8 protein-coding genes and 1 tRNA gene are annotated in these 17,677 nt (G+C 70.6%); 6 read left to right on the forward strand and 3 right to left on the reverse strand.

Going from position 1 to position 17,677, the window contains the following annotated elements; genetic code table 11:
• Nucleotides 1–78 precede the first annotated feature (78 nt).
• From PV350_RS17975 to PV350_RS17985, 3 genes are all read left to right on the forward strand, one after another.
• Nucleotides 79–4,284 (forward strand): carboxypeptidase regulatory-like domain-containing protein, encoded by a 4,206-nt coding sequence (locus PV350_RS17975; protein ID WP_500334798.1) that lies wholly within the window; start codon nucleotides 79–81, stop codon nucleotides 4,282–4,284.
• Nucleotides 4,285–4,689: 405 nt separating this feature from the next.
• A tRNA-Met gene (locus tag PV350_RS17980) sits at nucleotides 4,690–4,763 on the forward strand.
• A 243-nt stretch (nucleotides 4,764–5,006) separates the two neighbouring features.
• On the forward strand, nucleotides 5,007–5,648 hold the full coding sequence (locus PV350_RS17985; protein ID WP_500334800.1) for an aggregation-promoting factor C-terminal-like domain-containing protein: 642 nt from the start codon (nucleotides 5,007–5,009) through the stop codon (nucleotides 5,646–5,648).
• Nucleotides 5,649–5,886: 238 nt separating this feature from the next.
• On the opposite strand, the gene PV350_RS17990 is transcribed toward PV350_RS17985, so the two are convergent.
• Complete coding sequence (locus PV350_RS17990) at nucleotides 5,887–9,990, reverse strand: carboxypeptidase regulatory-like domain-containing protein (RefSeq protein ID WP_500334802.1); 4,104 nt, start codon at nucleotides 9,988–9,990, stop codon at nucleotides 5,887–5,889.
• 831 nt (nucleotides 9,991–10,821) lie between these two features.
• On the opposite strand from PV350_RS17990, the gene PV350_RS17995 reads away from it, so the two are divergent.
• Together PV350_RS17995 and PV350_RS18000 are read left to right on the forward strand one after the other, a co-directional pair.
• Complete coding sequence (locus tag PV350_RS17995; protein WP_500334804.1) at nucleotides 10,822–12,285, forward strand: MFS transporter; 1,464 nt, start codon at nucleotides 10,822–10,824, stop codon at nucleotides 12,283–12,285.
• Nucleotides 12,282–12,845 (forward strand): TetR/AcrR family transcriptional regulator, encoded by a 564-nt coding sequence (locus PV350_RS18000; protein ID WP_500334806.1) that lies wholly within the window; start codon nucleotides 12,282–12,284, stop codon nucleotides 12,843–12,845. The genes PV350_RS17995 and PV350_RS18000 overlap by 4 nt, the downstream gene beginning before the upstream one ends.
• 667 nt (nucleotides 12,846–13,512) lie before the next feature.
• Here the strand turns inward: PV350_RS18000 and PV350_RS18005 are convergent.
• On the reverse strand, nucleotides 13,513–14,997 hold the full coding sequence (locus PV350_RS18005) for an MFS transporter (RefSeq protein WP_500334808.1): 1,485 nt from the start codon (nucleotides 14,995–14,997) through the stop codon (nucleotides 13,513–13,515).
• Between the two features lie 579 nt (nucleotides 14,998–15,576).
• Nucleotides 15,577–16,158 (reverse strand): TetR/AcrR family transcriptional regulator, encoded by a 582-nt coding sequence (locus PV350_RS18010; RefSeq protein ID WP_500334810.1) that lies wholly within the window; start codon nucleotides 16,156–16,158, stop codon nucleotides 15,577–15,579.
• 897 nt (nucleotides 16,159–17,055) lie between these two features.
• Between PV350_RS18010 and PV350_RS18015 the strand changes: the two genes are divergently transcribed.
• Nucleotides 17,056–17,658: a VOC family protein gene (locus PV350_RS18015; RefSeq protein ID WP_500334812.1), complete on the forward strand. Its 603-nt coding sequence runs from the start codon at nucleotides 17,056–17,058 to the stop codon at nucleotides 17,656–17,658.
• Nucleotides 17,659–17,677: the final 19 nt, after the last annotated feature.

The raw sequence follows: 17,677 nt of genomic DNA on the forward strand, positions 1-17,677 counted from the left end.
TGGCCCCGCAGTGAATGGATTCATTCGCCACCGCCGACACAGCTGATGGCGCATCACCGTCCAGATGGGATCACTTACTTGCACATATCGAGAAAGCTCACGCGCTTCGGACGGCACAGACTCACCGCGGGCCTGACGGTACTGAGCCTGTCGCTGCTCACCCTGCTGGGGACGCAGGCATCGGCCGCCGCACGGACGCCGACCGGTACGACACGCGAGGTCGCGGACACCGGCAGGGACAACGGGCTGTCCATGGAGCCCTCCTGCTCCACACCCGAGAAGAACGAGTTCGCGTGCTTTGCCCTGCGCCGCACGGACCTCGCCACCGCCAGGCGGTCGTCGGAACCGGCCGGGTACGGCCCCGGCGATCTGCGGAGCGCCTACGACCTCCCGTCCAACGGCGGCGCCGGCCAGACCGTCGCCGTGGTCGCCGCGTACGACGACCCCACCGCCGAGCAGGACTTAGCGGTGTACCGGCAGCAGTACGGACTGCCGGCCTGCACCACCGGCAACGGCTGCTTCCGCAAGGTCGACCAGCGCGGCGGCACCGACTACCCGCAGCCCGATCCCGAGTGGGCCGGGGAGATCTCGCTGGACCTGGACATGGTCTCTGCCGTGGCGCCGAACGCGCACATCCTGCTGGTCGAGGCCGACAGCGCCGACCGCGAGAACCTCGGCGCGGCCGTCGACCAGGCCGTCGCGCTCGGCGCCAAGTTCGTCTCCAACTCCTACGGCTCCTACTACGACAGTTACCCCGGTGGCGGTGAGGACCCCGCCGAGACCACCGACACGCACTACGACCACCCCGGTGTCGCCATCGTCGTCGCCTCGGGAGACCTGAACTACGGGGTCCCCTATCCCGCCGCCTCCCCCTACGTCACCTCGGTGGGCGGAACCTCCCTCGCCCGTGACCCGAGCAGTCCCCGCGGATGGTCGGAGTCGGTCTGGAGCAACGGGAACGACGGCACCGGCTCGGGCTGCTCCGCCTACCAGGCGAAACCGGCCTTCCAGAAGGACACCGGCTGCCCGCGGCGTACCGTCGCGGACGTCTCGGCCGTCGCCGACCCCGCCACCGGGGTGGCGGTCTACCAGACGTACGGGCAGACCGGCTGGCAGGTCTACGGAGGGACCAGCGCGGCCACGCCGATCATCGCCGGGGTCTACGCGGCGGCCGGAACGCCGGCGGCCGACAGCTACCCCAACTCCTACCCCTACTCCGCCGTCGGCGGCCTCAACGACGTGACCAGCGGGGCCAACGGCGAGTGCGACCCCGCCTACCTGTGCACCGCGGGGCCGGGATACGACGGACCGACCGGACTGGGCACGCCCCGGGGTCTCGGCGCGTTCCGCGGCGGGCCGCGTGGGGAGGTCTCCGGGACGGTCACCGACTCCGGGACCGGCAAGCCGGTTGCCGGGGCCGCGATTTCGGGCGGTGACGTCGTGGTGCACTCCGACGCCTCGGGGGCCTACACGCTCTCCCTGCCGGCCGGAACCTACGACATCGGCGTCGAGGCCTTCGGCTATGCGACCGTGTCCACACCGGACGTCACGATCGCCGACGGGGCCGCCCTGACGAGGGACTACGCACTCCACACGGTGCCCAGCCGCACGGTCACGGGGAAGGTCACCGACGGTTCCGGCCACGGCTGGCCGCTCTACGCCAAGATCGCCGTGGACGGCTCGCCCGCCGGCCCGGTGTGGACCAACCCCACGACCGGTGCGTACAGCGTCAAGCTCCCGCAGAACCGTGCGCACACCCTGCGGATCACGGCCTCCCTCCCCGGCTACGAGGAAGTCACCCGGCACCTCGCGGCAGGAACGGCGGCGCAGAAGCTCGACATCCCGGTACCCGCCGACGTCTGGTCGGCCGGCGCCCCCGCCTACGCGCCGAAGCTGACCGGCCCGACGCAGGAGTTCGCCTCGACGGACTCCGCGCCCGAGGGCTGGTCGGTGGTCAACGCCGAGGGGACGCAGGGTGGCTGGGCGTTCGACGACCCGGGATCGCGTTCCAACACCACCGGCGGCGACGGCGGTTTCGCGGTGGTCGACAGCGACCACTACGGCTACCCGGCCAACCAGGACTCCAGCCTGGTCAGTCCGCGGTTCGACTTCACCGACGTCGCGGTCCCCGAGCTGGCCTTCGACACCGACCTGATGCCCTTCTTCGGTCAGACCGCCGACCTCGACGCGAGCACCGACGACGGCCACACCTGGAAGAACATCCGGTCCCTCACCAACGACGCGGCCGGCCCGGCACACCTCGAGGTGCCCCTGGCCGGGTACGCGGGCGAGCCCTCGGTCCGGCTGCGGTTCCACTACGCCGCCTCCTACGCCCTGTGGTGGGCCGTGGACAACGTCTTCATCGGCGGCCGGGAACTCACCCCCACCCCGTCCGGCCTGATCACCGGAACCGTCACCGACGCCAACACGGGCACGGGGCTGGCATCCGCCACCGTCACCGACCGCGACGAGCCCAGCCTGAGCGCGATCACGGCGTCGACACCCGACGACCCGAACCTCGGCGACGGCTTCTTCACGCTGACCGCGCCGCCGGGCAAGCACGCCCTCACGGCATCGACGCCGCGCTACACCGAGCGGACCAAGACGGTCGCGGCTCGCGCCGACACCGCCGTCGCCTCGTCGTGGGAACTCGCGGCGGGTCAACTGTCCCTGACGACCGACCCGATCGAGGCGACCGCTGTCCTGGGCAAGAGCGCGACGCACAAACTGACCGTCGCCAACACCGGGGGCGCGCAGGCCACCTTGACGCTGGCGGAACGGGCGGGCTCCGGCGACGCCGACGAGGGCGCACCTCTCCACCGCGTCACCCAGCGTCTGCTCCCGTCCTCCGGCGCCGACGGGCACTCCGCGCAGATCGACGGCCGCACCACGCGGACGGCCGGACACGCGGCTGCCCCCGCCACGGCCGGACCCTCGGGTGACGCCTGGAAGCCCGTCGCCGACCTGCCCACGGCCATCATGGACAACGTCGTCGACACCTACGACGGCAAGGTCTACTCGGCCTACGGGTACGACGGGGAGGACGACACCGGCGACCTGTACCGCCTCGCCCCGGACACAGGAACCTGGACCCGGCTCACCTCGTCCCCGCACCCGCGCCGCGCTCCCGCGCACGGCTTCATCGACGGCAAGTTCTACGCCGCGGGCGGCTGGGGCAGCAGCACCGGCGGCATCGACCCGGGCCTGGACGTCTACGACCCGGTCCGCAACACCTGGACCAGCGGCGCGAAGGCGCCCAAGGCCTACGCCGGATCGGGCAGCACCGTCCTGGACGGCAAGCTGTACACGATCGGCGGTTGCGCGGCCACGAGCTGCGGCACGACCGACGCCTCCGTCTACGATCCCCGGGACGACCGCTGGTCCGAGATCGCCCCGTATCCGGAGCCCATCGCCTGGCAGTCCTGCGCCGCCATCGGAACCCGGATCTACTGCGCCGGCGGGGAGAGCGGAGGCGCCGCCGCCGTCTCCTCCGCGTACGTCTACAACCCCGCCACCGACAAGTGGTCGGCCCTGCCCGACATGCCGATCCCGCTGTGGGGGGCGGCGTACACCGCGGCCAACGGACTGCTGCTGATCTCCAGTGGAGTGACCGACGACAGTCAGCTGACGAACCAGGGCTTCGCCCTCGACCCCGCGACCGGCACGTGGAGCACCCTGCCCAACGCCAACACCAGCACGTTCAGAAGCGGCGGCGCGACGGGCTTCTACAAGGTCGGCGGCACCGTCGACGCGTACGAGCTCTCCCCCACCACCACCGTCGAGCTCCTGCCCGGCTACGACCAGACGGGACTGTCGGAGGTCACCTGGCTCGGCGAGTCCGCCAAGAAGATCACCCTGGCCCCCGGCCAGAAGACGGTGCTCACGCTCACCTTCGACACCGCGGAACTGGAGGTCGCGCAGCCCGGCGACTACGGCGCCCGGCTGGCCCTGTTCACCGACACCCCCTACGCGCTGCCCGACATCCCCGTGTCCCTGCACGTCGACCCGCCCAGGACCTGGGGCGCCATCAGCGGAACGATCCTCGGGGCGACCCCGGCAGGAGGCACGGCTCCCCTGGCGGGCGCGACCGTGCAGATCGACGGCTGGGCCGGCTCCTACACGCTGACGACGCGCGCGGACGGCACCTTCGGGCTGTGGCTCGACAGCCGTAACAACCCGCTGACCGTCATCGTCGCCAAGGACGGCTACCGGCCGACCGTGGCCACCGTGCGGCTCGAGAAGGGAGCCACCGTCACCCACGACGTCACGTTGAAACGGGTATAGCGGCCACGGCCTCCCCGGGGACCGCGGCGGCCGTACGCAGTCCCCTGTGGGCTGCGTACGGCCGCCGCCATGGTCCACCCGGACGATCCGTCCGGTCCCTTGGGCGCGCCGCGCCATCGCCCCGAGGGCCGTGGCGGGACGCTCGCCGTAGCCGCGACGGGTTCCTCCCGTCGACAGGCCGGGCGCCGTATCCCCGAGCACGGCGCCCGGCCACCGGTGCGGTCGGGCGGCGGGTGCATGGCTGCGGCGGTACGGGGCAGGCGACCGAGTACGGCCGCGCCGCGACCATCCCACCCCCGGTCGTCGGCGCGGCCGCCGCATCATGCGAGCCGTACGGACGCCTCCCGGGCTCGCGAGCTATATGTCAGCCCGACCCGCCCGGATGACGTATGGTGGACTCACCGACGCGGGGTGGAGCAGCTCGGTAGCTCGCTGGGCTCATAACCCAGAGGTCGCAGGTTCAAATCCTGTCCCCGCTACGACATCCGGCCCCTGCCACATCATGTGGCAGGGGCCGGACCCGTGTGTTCGCGGTGCCGCGTCTCCGGTGGTCGGTGGAGTGACCAAACCATGTGACTCGGAAAGCTTCCAACCGTTGCGCTTCCGTGTCCGGATGGGGCAGGCTGTCGATCTTGTCAGGCCCTACCCATGGCAGGCGCCGGTGCGAGGGGGCATGTTCACGTCCGTGAGGTGACCAAGCGGGCGATGCGGAAGGAAACCGTGTGAGCCGGATCTCGGTCCGGGGATTCGCGGTGGCTTCGGCCACTGCGGTCACCACCGTGGGCGCCGTCGTCGGTGTCGCCTCCGAAGGCGAGCAGACGGGCCTGCAGCCCGTCGCCGCCGACACGACGACCGTCCTCGCGGACATCACCACCGGCCAGCACGTTCAGCAGGCCTCGCTCACGCATCAAGTGCAGGCGCAGACGGACGCCGCTGACGTCACCACGCGCAAGACCGCTGAGGAATCGGCCCGCCGGCAGGCCGCCAAGGACGCCACCGTCCGCAAGGAGGCCAAGCGGAAGGCCGAGGAGAAGAAGAAGGCGGCCGCCCAGGTGGTGACGGCTTCCTACTCCACCGCCGAGATCCAGGCAATGGCGCGCGAGATCGTAGGCGACTCCTCCCAGTTCCAGTGCTTCTCGCAGATCGTCACCCGTGAGAGCGGCTGGAACTACACCGCGACCAACGCCTCTTCCGGCGCGTACGGGCTCGTCCAGGCCCTTCCGGGCACCAAGATGTCCACCGCCGGCGCCGACTGGCAAACCAACCCGCGCACCCAGGTCAGGTGGGGCCTGAACTACATGAACGCCGCCTACGGCAGCCCCTGCGGCGCCTGGTCGTTCTGGCAGACCAACCACTGGTACTGACCAGCCGTTGCTCCCCCATCGCGGTGAGCCGGCGCGCTGCTCGGGAACGCCACCGTCCTCTCAGCCGCCCTGACCGACACCATCGGCTGACCCACCGCACGGCCACGGCGCACCCCCGTCCGGGGGTGCGCCGTGGCCGTGGAACCTTCATCTCCCGCAGCCGGTCCGGAGTTCACGTCCGGGGTGCGCCGACGGCCCGTTGCGCGGGCCGTCGGCGCCGTTCCCGGCGCTTGCCCGGTTACTTGCGCTTGAGGGTGAAGTTGGCGGTGACCGTCGCTCCCTTCTTCAGCTTCACCGTCGTGACGGTCGGCTGGTAGCCGTCCTTGGCGACGATGACGGTGAGCGGGTTGTTGCGGACGTCGAGCCACAGTCCGTACGTGCCGTCGGCGGACGTGGTGAGCGTGTAGGACGAGGCCCAGCTGTCGATCTGCACGGTCGCGCCGGCCAGGGGTGCGGTGCCACCGGTGGCCTTGTTGCCCAGGACGAGACCGGTGATCTTCCCCCAGGTCTTGGGCGGGTCGACGTGCAGGCTGACCGGGATGCGCGGCACCGCGTACGGCGTGTCGGTGCCCACGCTCAGGCCTGCGGTGAGGTCACCGGGCTGGGTCACGGAGGGAGCCGTGGCGTCCAGCGAGACGGTGACGGTCGTGCTGGCACCGGGCTGCAGGGTGAGCTCCTGGACGCTGGTGCTCAGCCAGTCGACGTCGCTCGCCCCGCCCTGGTCGTAGCCGGGCAGCACCTCGACCCTGCCGATCGGCCTGCCGGGGGCGTTGCCGCCGCCGACCTTGTAGAAGCCGGGTGCGCCGCCGCCGCGGTAGGTGGCGACGTTGGCGTTGGGCAGGGCGCCCCAGGTGCCGGACTTCGGGTCGAAGGCCTGGCTCCGGTTGGTGAGGGCGTTGTTGCCGATTCCGCCGACCAGCAGCAGGCGCCCGTTGGCCGCGGAGTAGTGGGTACCCCACTGCGGGGCCGGGACGTCCGCGAGCTGCGACCAGCTGTCGGCGCCCGGGTCGTAGGCGTAGGTGTGGATGACGTCGTTCTCGCTGGCGCCCAGACCACCGGCGCAGTAGATCTGGCCGTCGATGGCGCCGCACGCCTCCCACGAGATGGGCTCGGGGTAGGCCGCGATCTGGGACCAGCTGTCGGTGCCCGCGTCGTAGACGCTGGCGTCGGTCGTGCCGCAGAAGTCGGCGCCGCAGCCGCCGATCATGTAGAGCTTGCCGTCCAGGACGGCGGTGCCGGAGCCGGCGTACGGCTTGGGCGCGGAGGCGCCGGTGGTCCAGCTGTCGGAGGCGGGGTCGTAGATCTCCAGCTTGGCGTCCGGGGTGCCGGCCGGGCCCCAGCCGCCGACGGCGTAGAGCTTGCCGTCGATGAACCCGTGGGCCGGGTCCTCACGGGTGTCGGACGCGCTCGCCAGCTTGGTCCAGCTGCCGGCGACCGGGTCGAGGACGTACAGGTCCTTGACGTCGGTCGATCCGTTGTACCCGAAGGCCGAGTAGACGTTGCCGTCCAGGGTGTCGACCGCGTTGTCCATGAGGGCGGTCGGCAGGTCCGGGGCCGTCTGCCAGGTGTCGTCGGCAGGGGTCGCCGCGGCGGGCTTGGCCGTGCCGGCCGGTGCCCGGGCGTTGCTGGACAGCGGGTTGAAGTTGCCCTTGACGTTCTGCAGCGCGGCGCCCTTGGCCTGCTGGGTGAAGCCGCCGGCCTGTTCGCCGAGCTTGACCGTGGCGGCGGCGCCGCCGGTGTTCCTGACGGTCAGCTTCTGCGTCTTGGCCCCGCCCCAGGCGACGGAGGCGGAGACGGAGGCCGGGGTGATGGCGACCTGACCGGCCTTGAGCTTGAAGTTCGCCTGGACGGCGCTGTCGGCCCCCGCCTTGGCGGTCTTGGTCAGCGAGGTGTACTTCGCCTTGGCCGCGGTGTAGGGGTGGCTGCCGAAGGCGGTCGAGACGAACGAGTAGTAACCGTCGGGCAGGTTCGGGTCGTCGGGGGTGGCCCCGGTGGTGGTCTTCTCGGTGGGCTTGTCCTGGCTGGTGACGGTGGCACCGACGATGCCGCCACCGGTGTTGGCGTCGGTCACGGTGCCCACGACCAGGCCGGCGGGGACGGGGGTGAGCTGCCGGTTGCCGATGAAAACGTTGTCGACGGCCCACCACCAGCCGAAGCTCCCGGTGAAGTGGAAGCGCAGCTGCACCTCGGACTTGCCCGCGAAGTCGGACAGCGAGGCCTCGATGTGGTCGCCGGTGACGTCCGAGCCGGGCGACCAGATCTTGGCCCAGGTCTTGCCGCCGTCCGCGGTCGCCTCGACGGCCGCGGACTGGCCGCCGTACTGCTTGTACTCGGTGTCGAAGGCGACCTCGGGGTCGTTCTTGCCGGTGAAGTCGTAGACCGGGCTGATCAGCGAGGTGTCCTGGGTGACGCCGCCGCCGAAGTGGTCGCTGTCGATGACGGCGAACGCGCCGTCACCACCGGTGTGGTTGCCGCGGTCGCCCGGGTCGTCGAACTGCCAGCCGCCCGTGGTGTCCTTGGCGTTGTCCACCGTCCAGTCGGCGGGCGGGGCGTCGGTGGCGTCGAACGGTTCGGTGGTGCCGGTCACGTCGACCCGGTATCCGGGCGGGTTCGCCGTCCAGGAGTCGACCGGGACCGCGATGCCCACCGTCTGCGCCGAGTCGCCGACGGTGATCGTCTTGCTGACGGTCTTGTAGCCGGGCGTCGCCGAAGCGACGTGCAGGGTGTAGGAGTGCCCCTGGGGCAGGTCCAGGCTGTACGCACCGGTCGCGGGATCGGTCCACACCATGCCGGGGACGCCGTCCGCGGTGATCTTGGCGTAGAGCGGCCAGCCGTGGCCGGAGCCGTCGGTGACCTTGCCGGCGACCGTCTGGCTCGGCACCGGGGAGAGGCTGAAGTTCTTGGTGACCGTGGCGTCCTCGTCGACCACGATCCCGTCGGCCGAGCCGTCGGCGTAGCCGAACGCCTCGACAGAGACGTCGTAGGTGCCGGTGGGCACGGTCAGGGAGTAGGTGCCGGAGGCGTCGGTGTGGGCGATGCCGGTGCCCGCCGTGACGGTGGCACCGCTGACCGCCTTGCCGGTGGCGCTGTCGGTCACGGTTCCGGCGATCACACCGTGCGCGCCGGTACGGAACGCGTTCAGGCCGGCGGGCGTGCCGAGGCCCGTCGGGCCGTCGAAGCCGGTGGCTCCGTTGCACAGGTACGACGGGGAGCAACTGCCGTTGCTGCCGGTGGTGATGTCGTTGAGTCCGGTGCCGGCCTCGTACGGGTACGCGTTCGGGTACGAGCCGGCGACGGGGGTGCCGGCGGCGGCGTACACCGAGGCGATGATGGGCGACGAGACGCTGGTGCCGCCGTAGACCGCCCAGCCGTTGTGGCCGTAGGTCTGGTAGACCGCCACGTCCTCCGCGACGGCCGAGACGTCGGCGAGTGCGCGGTTGTCGCAGCCGGTGTCGTGCTGGAAGGCGGGCTTGGGCTCGTACAGCGAGCAGCCGGAACCGGCCAGGCTCCAGGCGTCCTCGGTCCATCCGCGGGGGGTGGACGGCGCGCGGGTCAGTGTGGTGCCGCCGACCGCGGTCACGTACTGCGAGGCGGCCGGGTAGCTCACGCCGTAGCCGTAGTCGCCGGTGGACGCGGTGATCGCGACGCCGGGGTGGTTGTAGTGGGCGTCGAGGTCCGTGGTCTCGGACGGGTCCTCGCCGTTCCCGCCGCGGTAGTCGGTGCCGTAGGAGTTCGAGACGTACTTCGCACCGAGTGCGACCGCCTGGTCGACGGCGGCGGACAGGCTCTCGAAGCTGTTGTCGTCGGCCTCGACCAGCAGGATGTGCGCGTTGGGCGCGATCGCGGAGACCATGTCGACGTCGAGCGAGATCTCACCGGCCCAGCCGGGGTCCGGAACGGGGTAGTCGGTGCCGCCGCGCTGGTCGACCTTGCGGAAGCAGCCGTTGTCCGTGGTGCAGGCCGGCAGCCCGAACTGCGCCCGGTAGACGGCGAGGTCCGCTTCGGCGGTCGGGTCGTCGAAGGCGTCCACGATGGCGACGGTCTGTCCGGCGCCCCCGTCGGCGGGCAGGTCGTAGGCGCTCTGCAGATCGGCGGCACCGTAGCCGGCCGGGGTGTCGGCCGCCCGCAGCAGGCCCTTGACCGGCTTCACATCGGTGCGGCGCAGGGCGAAGCAGCTGAAGTGGCCGGGCTTGGCGTCGTCACAGGTGGGTTCGAAGGAGGGGCGGCCGTCGGAGGCCGAGGTGGCGGACTTCGCGCCTGCGGCCCCTGTGGCTAATGCCGGTGCTTGTACTCCGAGCACCGCCATGGCGGCGGCGCCGAGGACGGCCAGTCCTCTGGTCACCGTCCGGCGGAGGGGGTTGGTGGTTCTCGCTGGTCTGCGCAACGTGACTCCCATGCGTGCGTGCAGGGATAGAGCCGTGTACGGCTCCCGGGCGACGGCGAACGTCCGAGCGTTCACCGGAGCCCATTAGCGAGTTCCGCTCTGTTCATGTCAACAAGGAAGAATCGGCACCGATGGTGACCGAACGTCATCGCACGAATGCTGCACGTGCACGCCAGCCCCGATTGTTGGGCGTTTTGGAGGGGAATTGGTGTTGTAGCGTGTTCGCTGAGTGAACGCTGGGCTTCTGTTACTCGTGAGTGGTCACTGCACGTATCGAGGGCGTGAATACGACACGCGACGGAAAGCCGCCAGCACCCCGGAGGGTCGATCAAGGTTCCCGGACGGCATTTACGCTGGTCAGCAGCCCATTCACTGACAACTCACCGGCGCGATAGGTTCGTCCGCCGGAAATGTCCTGACGTGACCCGCCGCATCCGTAGAACCCGCCTGCGGCACGCCCCAATGCCGCCTTCCCGGCGTCCGGCGGAATTGCGGACCGCATCTTGGGTGGCGGCTTCCATCAATCCTTTTCTGACCCGTCATCAGCTCGCAGGGGCGATCCGGGGGAATCTCGGGCCGCACCGCATTCCTGATGGACGGGTTTGTCGCAGATCGGCTGCAGCACGCGTCGGCGTGCTTGCGCCGCAGCTCCTCGACGGAGACGCGGCCCGCCCCTCCCCGGCCAGGGAGGACGCTGCCGGGGAGGTGCCGGGAATAATGTCATCATGCGATGACTTCAGCTGAAGACATCGCATGATGACATCGAGGAGAGTCGTGGAGAATCCCGCGATGGCGGAGCCCCGGTCCGCGCGGCAGCGAGCGCTGGTTCCCGTGCTGGTCTCGCTCGGCATGCTGGTCGCCGTGGTCAGCAGCCTCGGCGCCCCGCTGGTGCCGGCCATCGCCGCCGAGGAGCACGTTTCCCTGAGCGACGCCCAGTGGTCGCTGACCGTCACGCTGCTCGTGGGCGCCGTCGTCACACCGGTGATGGGACGGCTGGGCGACGGTCCACGCCGACGCCCGGTGATCCTCGGGGCCCTGGTCGCTGTGCTCACCGGCTGTTTTCTGGCCGCGCTGCCGCTGGGCATCGGCTGTCTGGTGACCGGGCGCGCGCTGCAGGGCCTCGGGCTGGGCCTCACCCCGCTGGCGATCGCCACCGCCCGCGACGCCCTGCCGCCGGAACGGTCGCGCCCCGCGGTGGCCCTGCTGTCGATCACCACCGTCGCCGGCGTCGGCCTGGGATACCCGGTGACCGGGTTGATCGCGCAGTCCTACGGGCTGTACGCCGGATTCTGGTTCGGGGCGGCGGTCAGCGCCGCCGCGCTGGTGGCGGCGGCCGTGGTCCTGCCGCCGTCCCCGCGCCGCGCCGCCCCGCGGCTGGACGTGCCGGGTGCGGTGCTGCTCGGCACCGGACTCGCGGGACTGCTGCTCGCCCTGAGCGAGGCCGAGCTCTGGGGGTGGGACTCCGCGCGGCTGCTCGCCCTGGTCGCGGGCAGCGTCCTGCTGCTCGCACTGTGGGTCGTGCACGAGGTGCGGACGGCACGGCCGCTGGTCGACCTGCGGCTGACCAAGGACCGCACGGTACTCACCGCGAACGTGACCGCGCTGGTGGCCGGCCTCGGGATGTACCTGCTGCTGTCGCTGGTCACCCGGTTCGTGCAGACGCCGCGCGAGGCCGGTTACGGGTTCGGCGCCTCGGTGGCCGTCACCGGGCTGGTGCTGCTGCCCTTCTCCCTCGCCAGCATGGCCGCCGGCCGGGTCGTGCCGCTGCTGGCCCGGCGGGCGCCCACCGCACTGGTGCTGTCGCTCGGGGGCGCGGTCTCCCTGGCCGCCGTGCTGGTCTTCGCCCTGGCCCGCGGACAGCTGTGGGAGCTGTTCGTCATCATGACGGTGGCCGGCTTCGGGGTCGGCTGGATGTTCGCCGTCATGCCCGGCATGATCGTGGGTTCCGTACCCGCACACGAGACGGGCAGTGCGATGAGCTTCAACCAGGTGCTGCGCTACGTCGGCTACTCCACCGGAAGCGTGCTGAGCGCCACGATCCTGCAGGCCCACACCGCCGCCGGAAACGCGCTGCCCACGGGTGACGGCTACCGGACGGCCGCGCTCCTGGCCTGCGGGGTGTGGGTCGCCATGATCCTGTTCACCGCCGTCCTGCCGCCGCGGCACCGGCGCGCTGCGGTTGCGGTTCCCGCACCGGGCGCGGCCGCCGTGCCGCAGGGTGGGGAATCGGCGCGGCAGGAGGCGACACGGTGAACGAGGGCACACCGTCGCGCAAGCGCGACTCCACCCGCAGCCGCGAAAGGCTGTTCCAGGCGGCGAGCGAGCTCTTCAGCGAGCGGGGCTTCGACCGGACCACGATCCGCGACATCGGGGAGCGGGCGGGCGTCGACCCGGCGCTGATCGCCCGGTACTTCAACAACAAGAGCGGCCTGTACACCGCGGTGCTGCGCGCCGAGCTGGGCGACGCGACCCCACCGGACCTGCTCGCACCCGAGCGTCTGCGCGCACTGTTCGACCGCGGGGACCAGCGCGGCACCGGCCCCGTCTTCCGCTCGGCCGTGCACGCCCACGACGACACCGCCGTGCAGGACGCCGCCCGCGCCCAGCTGTACCTGCGCGTGGTCGACCCACTGCGCGAGCGGTTCACCCGCGACGGGCTGGACCGGCCCCAACTGCGGGCCGAGGTGGCGGCCGCCGCCTTCATCGGGGTGCTGCTGGCCCGCGGCGCGGGAACACTCGACAAGCTCGCGGCCGCCGACCTGGACGATCTGGTGCCCCTGGTCCTGGCGGCCCTGGGGGGCCTGGACGTCTGACGGCGGTCCACGGGACGCCGGGCGAGCGCTGCCGGGATCCGGCGGACCGTTCCGTCGCGTGACCTCGCCCTTACCCGCCCGGCACGACGTCATACACCACCAGATGCCGTAGGCCTTGAGCCCGGCCGGCGCTCCCGCGTGCGGGTGGACGGTTAGGGGGATGCCGCGCGGGTCTGACACAAGATTCATTACTGGGACGGCACGCGGTCTGGGTCAAGGTGGCCTACCTCGAGGGCGACGGCCTGCGCGTCGTGCACTGGCGCACCTATTGGTGGAACCCCGGCCCGATCCGCGTGGGCACCGACCGCCGGAAGCGTGTGCAGGCCCGCCGGCACGGGTTGACCGAGATGAACGGGTTGCAGTATCTGGCCCACGAGTTGTACTTCATACGGTCTCCGCGGGTCTGCTCACGGCGGGCCTGCTCGATGCGATGGACGTCGGCAGTCTCTGGGGTGTACCGAGGTGGGACTCCCCGCGGGCGCGGGTCTACCGGTCCTCGGCGCCGGCCTTGAGCCAGGGACCACCGGCGCGGGCGCGGGGAGCAGCATTCGCCTCACCACACGTAGGGGACGCCGATGGGACCATCCCCGCAGGCGCGGGAACCCGCGACACCGCATGCACAGTTCGGCAGGGCCGAGGGTCCGGCGCGCCCCCGGCCCAGTTCTCGTCACCCCGCGTGCTGGAGTTCCGAGGTATCCGCGCTCCTGGCCGCGACCTTCGACTGGTGCTTCGGATTGCCGGCATCGACGGCGAGGAACGCGACCAGTGCCGCGGCGGCGAGGAATCCGGTGCCCCACCAGTAGGCCACGGAATAGCCGTGCACCAGCGGCAGGTTGGTGAGGGAGGCGGAGCCGTGGTGGGAGGCGACGTATCCGGTGGTGGCGCTTGCGGCGATGGTGTTCAGCAGCGCGGTGCCGATGGATCCGCCCATCTGCTGCGCGGTGTTGGTCATGGCGGAGGCGACTCCGACATCGCGCGGTTCGACTCCGTGGGCGCCCAGGCTGAAGGCGGGCATGAACGCCGTGCCGATGCCGACGCCCACGACGATCTCGGCAACCGCGATGAAGCCGAACGAGGAATCGACGTCAAGCAGGGCGAGCATCAGCACACCGGCACCGGACACCGCGTAGCCGGCGCCCATCAGCAGGCCGGGGCGTACTCGGTGCGAGAGGCGGGCGCCGATCTGCGTGGAGCCGATGGCCTGCGCGGCGGCCATCGGGATGAAGGCCGCGCCGCTCTGCACCGGCGTGTATCCCTTCACCAGCTGGAAGTAGTAGCTGAGGAAGAGGAACATGCCGAACATGGACATGACGGACAGGGCGAGGGAGAGATAGGAACCCGCGCGGTTGCGTTCGGTGAGGACGCGCAGCGGCAGCAGCGGCGACTTCACCTTGGCCTCCAGCAGGACGAAGGCCGCCAGCAGGAGGACGGACAGGACGAACATGCCGATGGTCACACGGGCGCCCCAGCCGTCGCTCTCCGCTTTGGCGAAGCCGAACACCAGGGCGACAGCGCCACCGCTGGCGAGGATGGCCCCCGGTGCGTCCAGCCGGCCGCGGCCCGCGTGCGCGCCGGAGTCACGGACGACGACAAGGACACCGACGATGCCGACGGCAGCGATGGGGAGGTTGATGTAGAAGCCCCAGCGCCAGTCGGTGTACTCGGTGAACACTCCACCGAGCAGCAGGCCGAGGGCACCGCCCGCGGTGGCAATGGCGCCGTAGATGCCGAAGGCCTTGGCACGCTCCCTGGCATCAGTGAACGCCAGCGAGATGAGCGCCAGGGCGGCGGGAGCGAGGAGTGCGCCGAATACGCCCTGGAGAGCACGGGCCATGAGGAGCGTAGGCAGGTTCTGCGCCGCGCCGCCGATGCCTGAGGCCACGGCGAAGCCGACCAGTCCGAGGACGAACACCCGCTTGCGGCCCCAGAGGTCGCCCAGGCGCCCGCCCAGAATGAGCAGACCACCGAAAGCCAGGCCATAGGCGGTGATGACCCATTGCCGGCCGCCGTCGGTGAAGTGCAGGTCATGCTGAGCAGACGGCAGAGCGATGTTCATGATCGCCCCGTCGAGGAAGACCATCAGTTGGGCGATGGCGATGAACAGCAGGGCCAACCAGCGCCGGGGGTCGGGATGGTGGACGTCTTGGGACATGACTGGCATTCCTTGGAGGTGTCGGTTGTCGGCCAGGCCTTGTTCGGCCGGGCTACGTCAATGGAAGGTTTGCGCGTGCCGGTGGTGCGGGCGCGCTCGATGGCGTCGGTCAGGCGCGCCGGGACCACGGCGTCGGGCGCCATGCTGGCGCCAGCGGCCCAGGTCCCGGGCGAGCCGGGAGGACAGGCGGGCGCCGTTGCCGCCCATGGCGTGACCGAGGTCGGCGGGCACGTCGTCACCCCCGCACGACTCCGGTACCCGGAGGGTGCGGACAGCGGTGTCCGCGCCCCAGCCTCCGGCCAGGAGGCAATTGGCGACTCGCATCAGGGGCCCTCACGGTCGTTGTACGCGGCTGCGGCGGCCCGCGCCGAACCCTGTCGCGATGTGCTGACGTCGCGGAGTTCGAACGCCGGCGACGCCTTGATCGCCGGGATGTGGAGATGGAGGCCTGGTACGGGCCCCTCCGCCGAACCGGGTCATGCCCTCCATTCTAACTCGAACGATCGTTAAATTAAGCATCCACAAAAAAGCTTCGCTGTCATGCGGCGCCAGGAGCGGTCGAAACCTGGCGCTGCGCGCTCAGCGAAGGCAGTTCAGGGCGACCTCCGCGGCCCGCGTAAGCGCGGCCCGATCCGGATTGATGGCACCCATGACCCGCAGGCCCTGGAAGGTCATGGCGAAAAATCCGGCGAGGTCTGCGGCGCTCTGGTCGGCCGGGATCTCGCCCCGTCCCTGGGCCTCGGCAATGGCCTCGAAGAGTGTGAGCTCAAGCAACTGCGTCGTTGCGCGAAGCCGCTCGGCCACCTGCGCATCGCTGTGCGCACGCTCCATCGCCGCCCCCACGATCAGGCATGACGCCTGGCCGGGACCGCAGGTCACTTCGTCGATCACTGCCGCGAAAGCCGCTCGGATCGTCTCCCGCGCATCACCGCCGGCGCGCAGCATCTCGATGAACGGCAGCGCGTAGCGCCGCCGGTACAAGTCCAGTGCAGCCAGGTAGAGACCTTCCTTGCTGCCGAAGGCCGCATAGATCGAACCACTGCCGATCTCCATGGCCTTCGCCAGATCACGCACGGAGGTGCCACCGTACCCGGAACGCCGGAACTCCTGCATCGCCGCGGTGACGGCGGCCTCGGTGTCGAACTCGCGGGTGCGTGCCATACACCCGACCGTACCTATTGATGGAACGATCGGCAAATAAATGTGGGGGTCCCGCGAAGCCGCTGGTCATCGCCGGCTGCTGCAAGATAAGCCTCGGACCCCTCGGAACGACAGCGGCGCGAGACCGTGGGTGCCCCAGCCAAGGGCGCTCACCACGTGCCCGGTGTAGGTGCGCGCGGCGGTGAAGGACGCGTCGAGCGTTTCTCCGCCGACGGTGCCGTGGACGATGTCGAAGCCCTGCCTGCCGGCGTGCTCGCCGACGTACGCCTCGGCCGACGTAGACGTGTAACACCAGGGGAAGTGCCGCGGCCTGATGCATCGTCAGCGCCGGAGGTTTGCGGGCCGGCAGACGGGCGTCCACCGCCGCGTACTCGGCGAGGGAGCCCTGCACCAGTTGTTCGCAGGGATCGTCACCGGCCGCCAGGGCGGCGGCGCACAGCTTGCCCCGCCAGGGAGTCGTCGACCCGGCGCAGATACGCGGCGCCCAGTCCCTCAGTCGTCCGTTACTTACTTATCATTAGTGACTAATGTTCCTCTTGGCCACCAAAGGCGACGGCCGCACCATGGAACGCATGACCGAGCACATCCGGCCCTCACCGGCCGACAGCCCGTCCGCCGTCGCTGACGCAACGGCTGGTCATCGTGGCTGCCGTCCGCATGACGGCGGGGGACGGGCCGACGGTGAACGCATCCAGGTCCCGGTAACGGCTCGGTCTGCGCAAGCCATCTCACGTGCCCACCGCACTTCTGCCGTGTGGCACCGCCGGGGTGCCGGTCGTCGCTGACAAGGCCCGATCGTGGCCCGTGCGGCAGTTTCATCCCGGGCGCGGCCGCGCCCAAGCATGCGGTCAACGTCGGTACGGCCCCATGGCCGTCCCAACACAAGGAGGAAAGACGATGGCGTCTCCTGCCAAGCTCGCACATGTGGTCCTTCGGACGCAGCACCTGAAGGAAATGCGGGAATGGTATGTGACCGTGCTCGACGGCAAGGTCATGCACGAGGACCCGGCTTCGGCCTTCATCACCTACGACGACGAGCACCACCGAATCGCGCTGGCCAACATGGCCGACCTGGAAAACCCCGATCAGGCCGAGCCGGTCCGGCCCATCGTGAAGCGGGAGAAGCCCGCCCCCGTCACCGCGGACACCGACATCTTCCAGGCGCTCGCCGGTCCTGCCACGGGGCTGTTCCACATCGCCTTCACCTACGACACGATCCTGGAACTGCTGGGCACCTACGAGCGGCTGGCCGCCGCCGAGATCTGGCCGGTCCTGGCGATGAACCACGGCGTGACCACCTCGATGTACTACCGGGACCCCGAGGACAACCTGGTGGAACTGCAGATCGACAACTTCGCCACGGCAGAAGAGGCCGAGGACTTCATGCAGGGCGAGGTCTGGCTCCGCCGCCCCGGCGGTGCCCCCATCGACCTCGACGACCTGGTAGAGCGCTTCCGGGCAGGCGAGTCCTTCGAGGACCTGGTCAAGCCGACCTGGTGACCTCCTGAAAGCACCTGCC

The sequence above is a fragment of the Streptomyces sp. PA03-6a genome, from assembly GCF_033792765.1.
GTDB lineage: Bacteria > Actinomycetota > Actinomycetes > Streptomycetales > Streptomycetaceae > Actinacidiphila.

Excerpts from the sequence above, each read along its gene's own strand:
- PV350_RS17995 (WP_500334804.1), top strand. The coding sequence starts at position 10,822 with ATGGCGGAGCCCCGGTCCGCGCGGCAGCGAGCGCTGGTTCCCGTGCTG.
- PV350_RS18005 (WP_500334808.1), bottom strand. The coding sequence starts at position 14,997 with ATGTCCCAAGACGTCCACCATCCCGACCCCCGGCGCTGGTTGGCCCTG.
- PV350_RS18010 (WP_500334810.1), bottom strand. The coding sequence starts at position 16,158 with ATGGCACGCACCCGCGAGTTCGACACCGAGGCCGCCGTCACCGCGGCG.
- PV350_RS18015 (WP_500334812.1), top strand. The coding sequence starts at position 17,056 with ATGGCGTCTCCTGCCAAGCTCGCACATGTGGTCCTTCGGACGCAGCAC.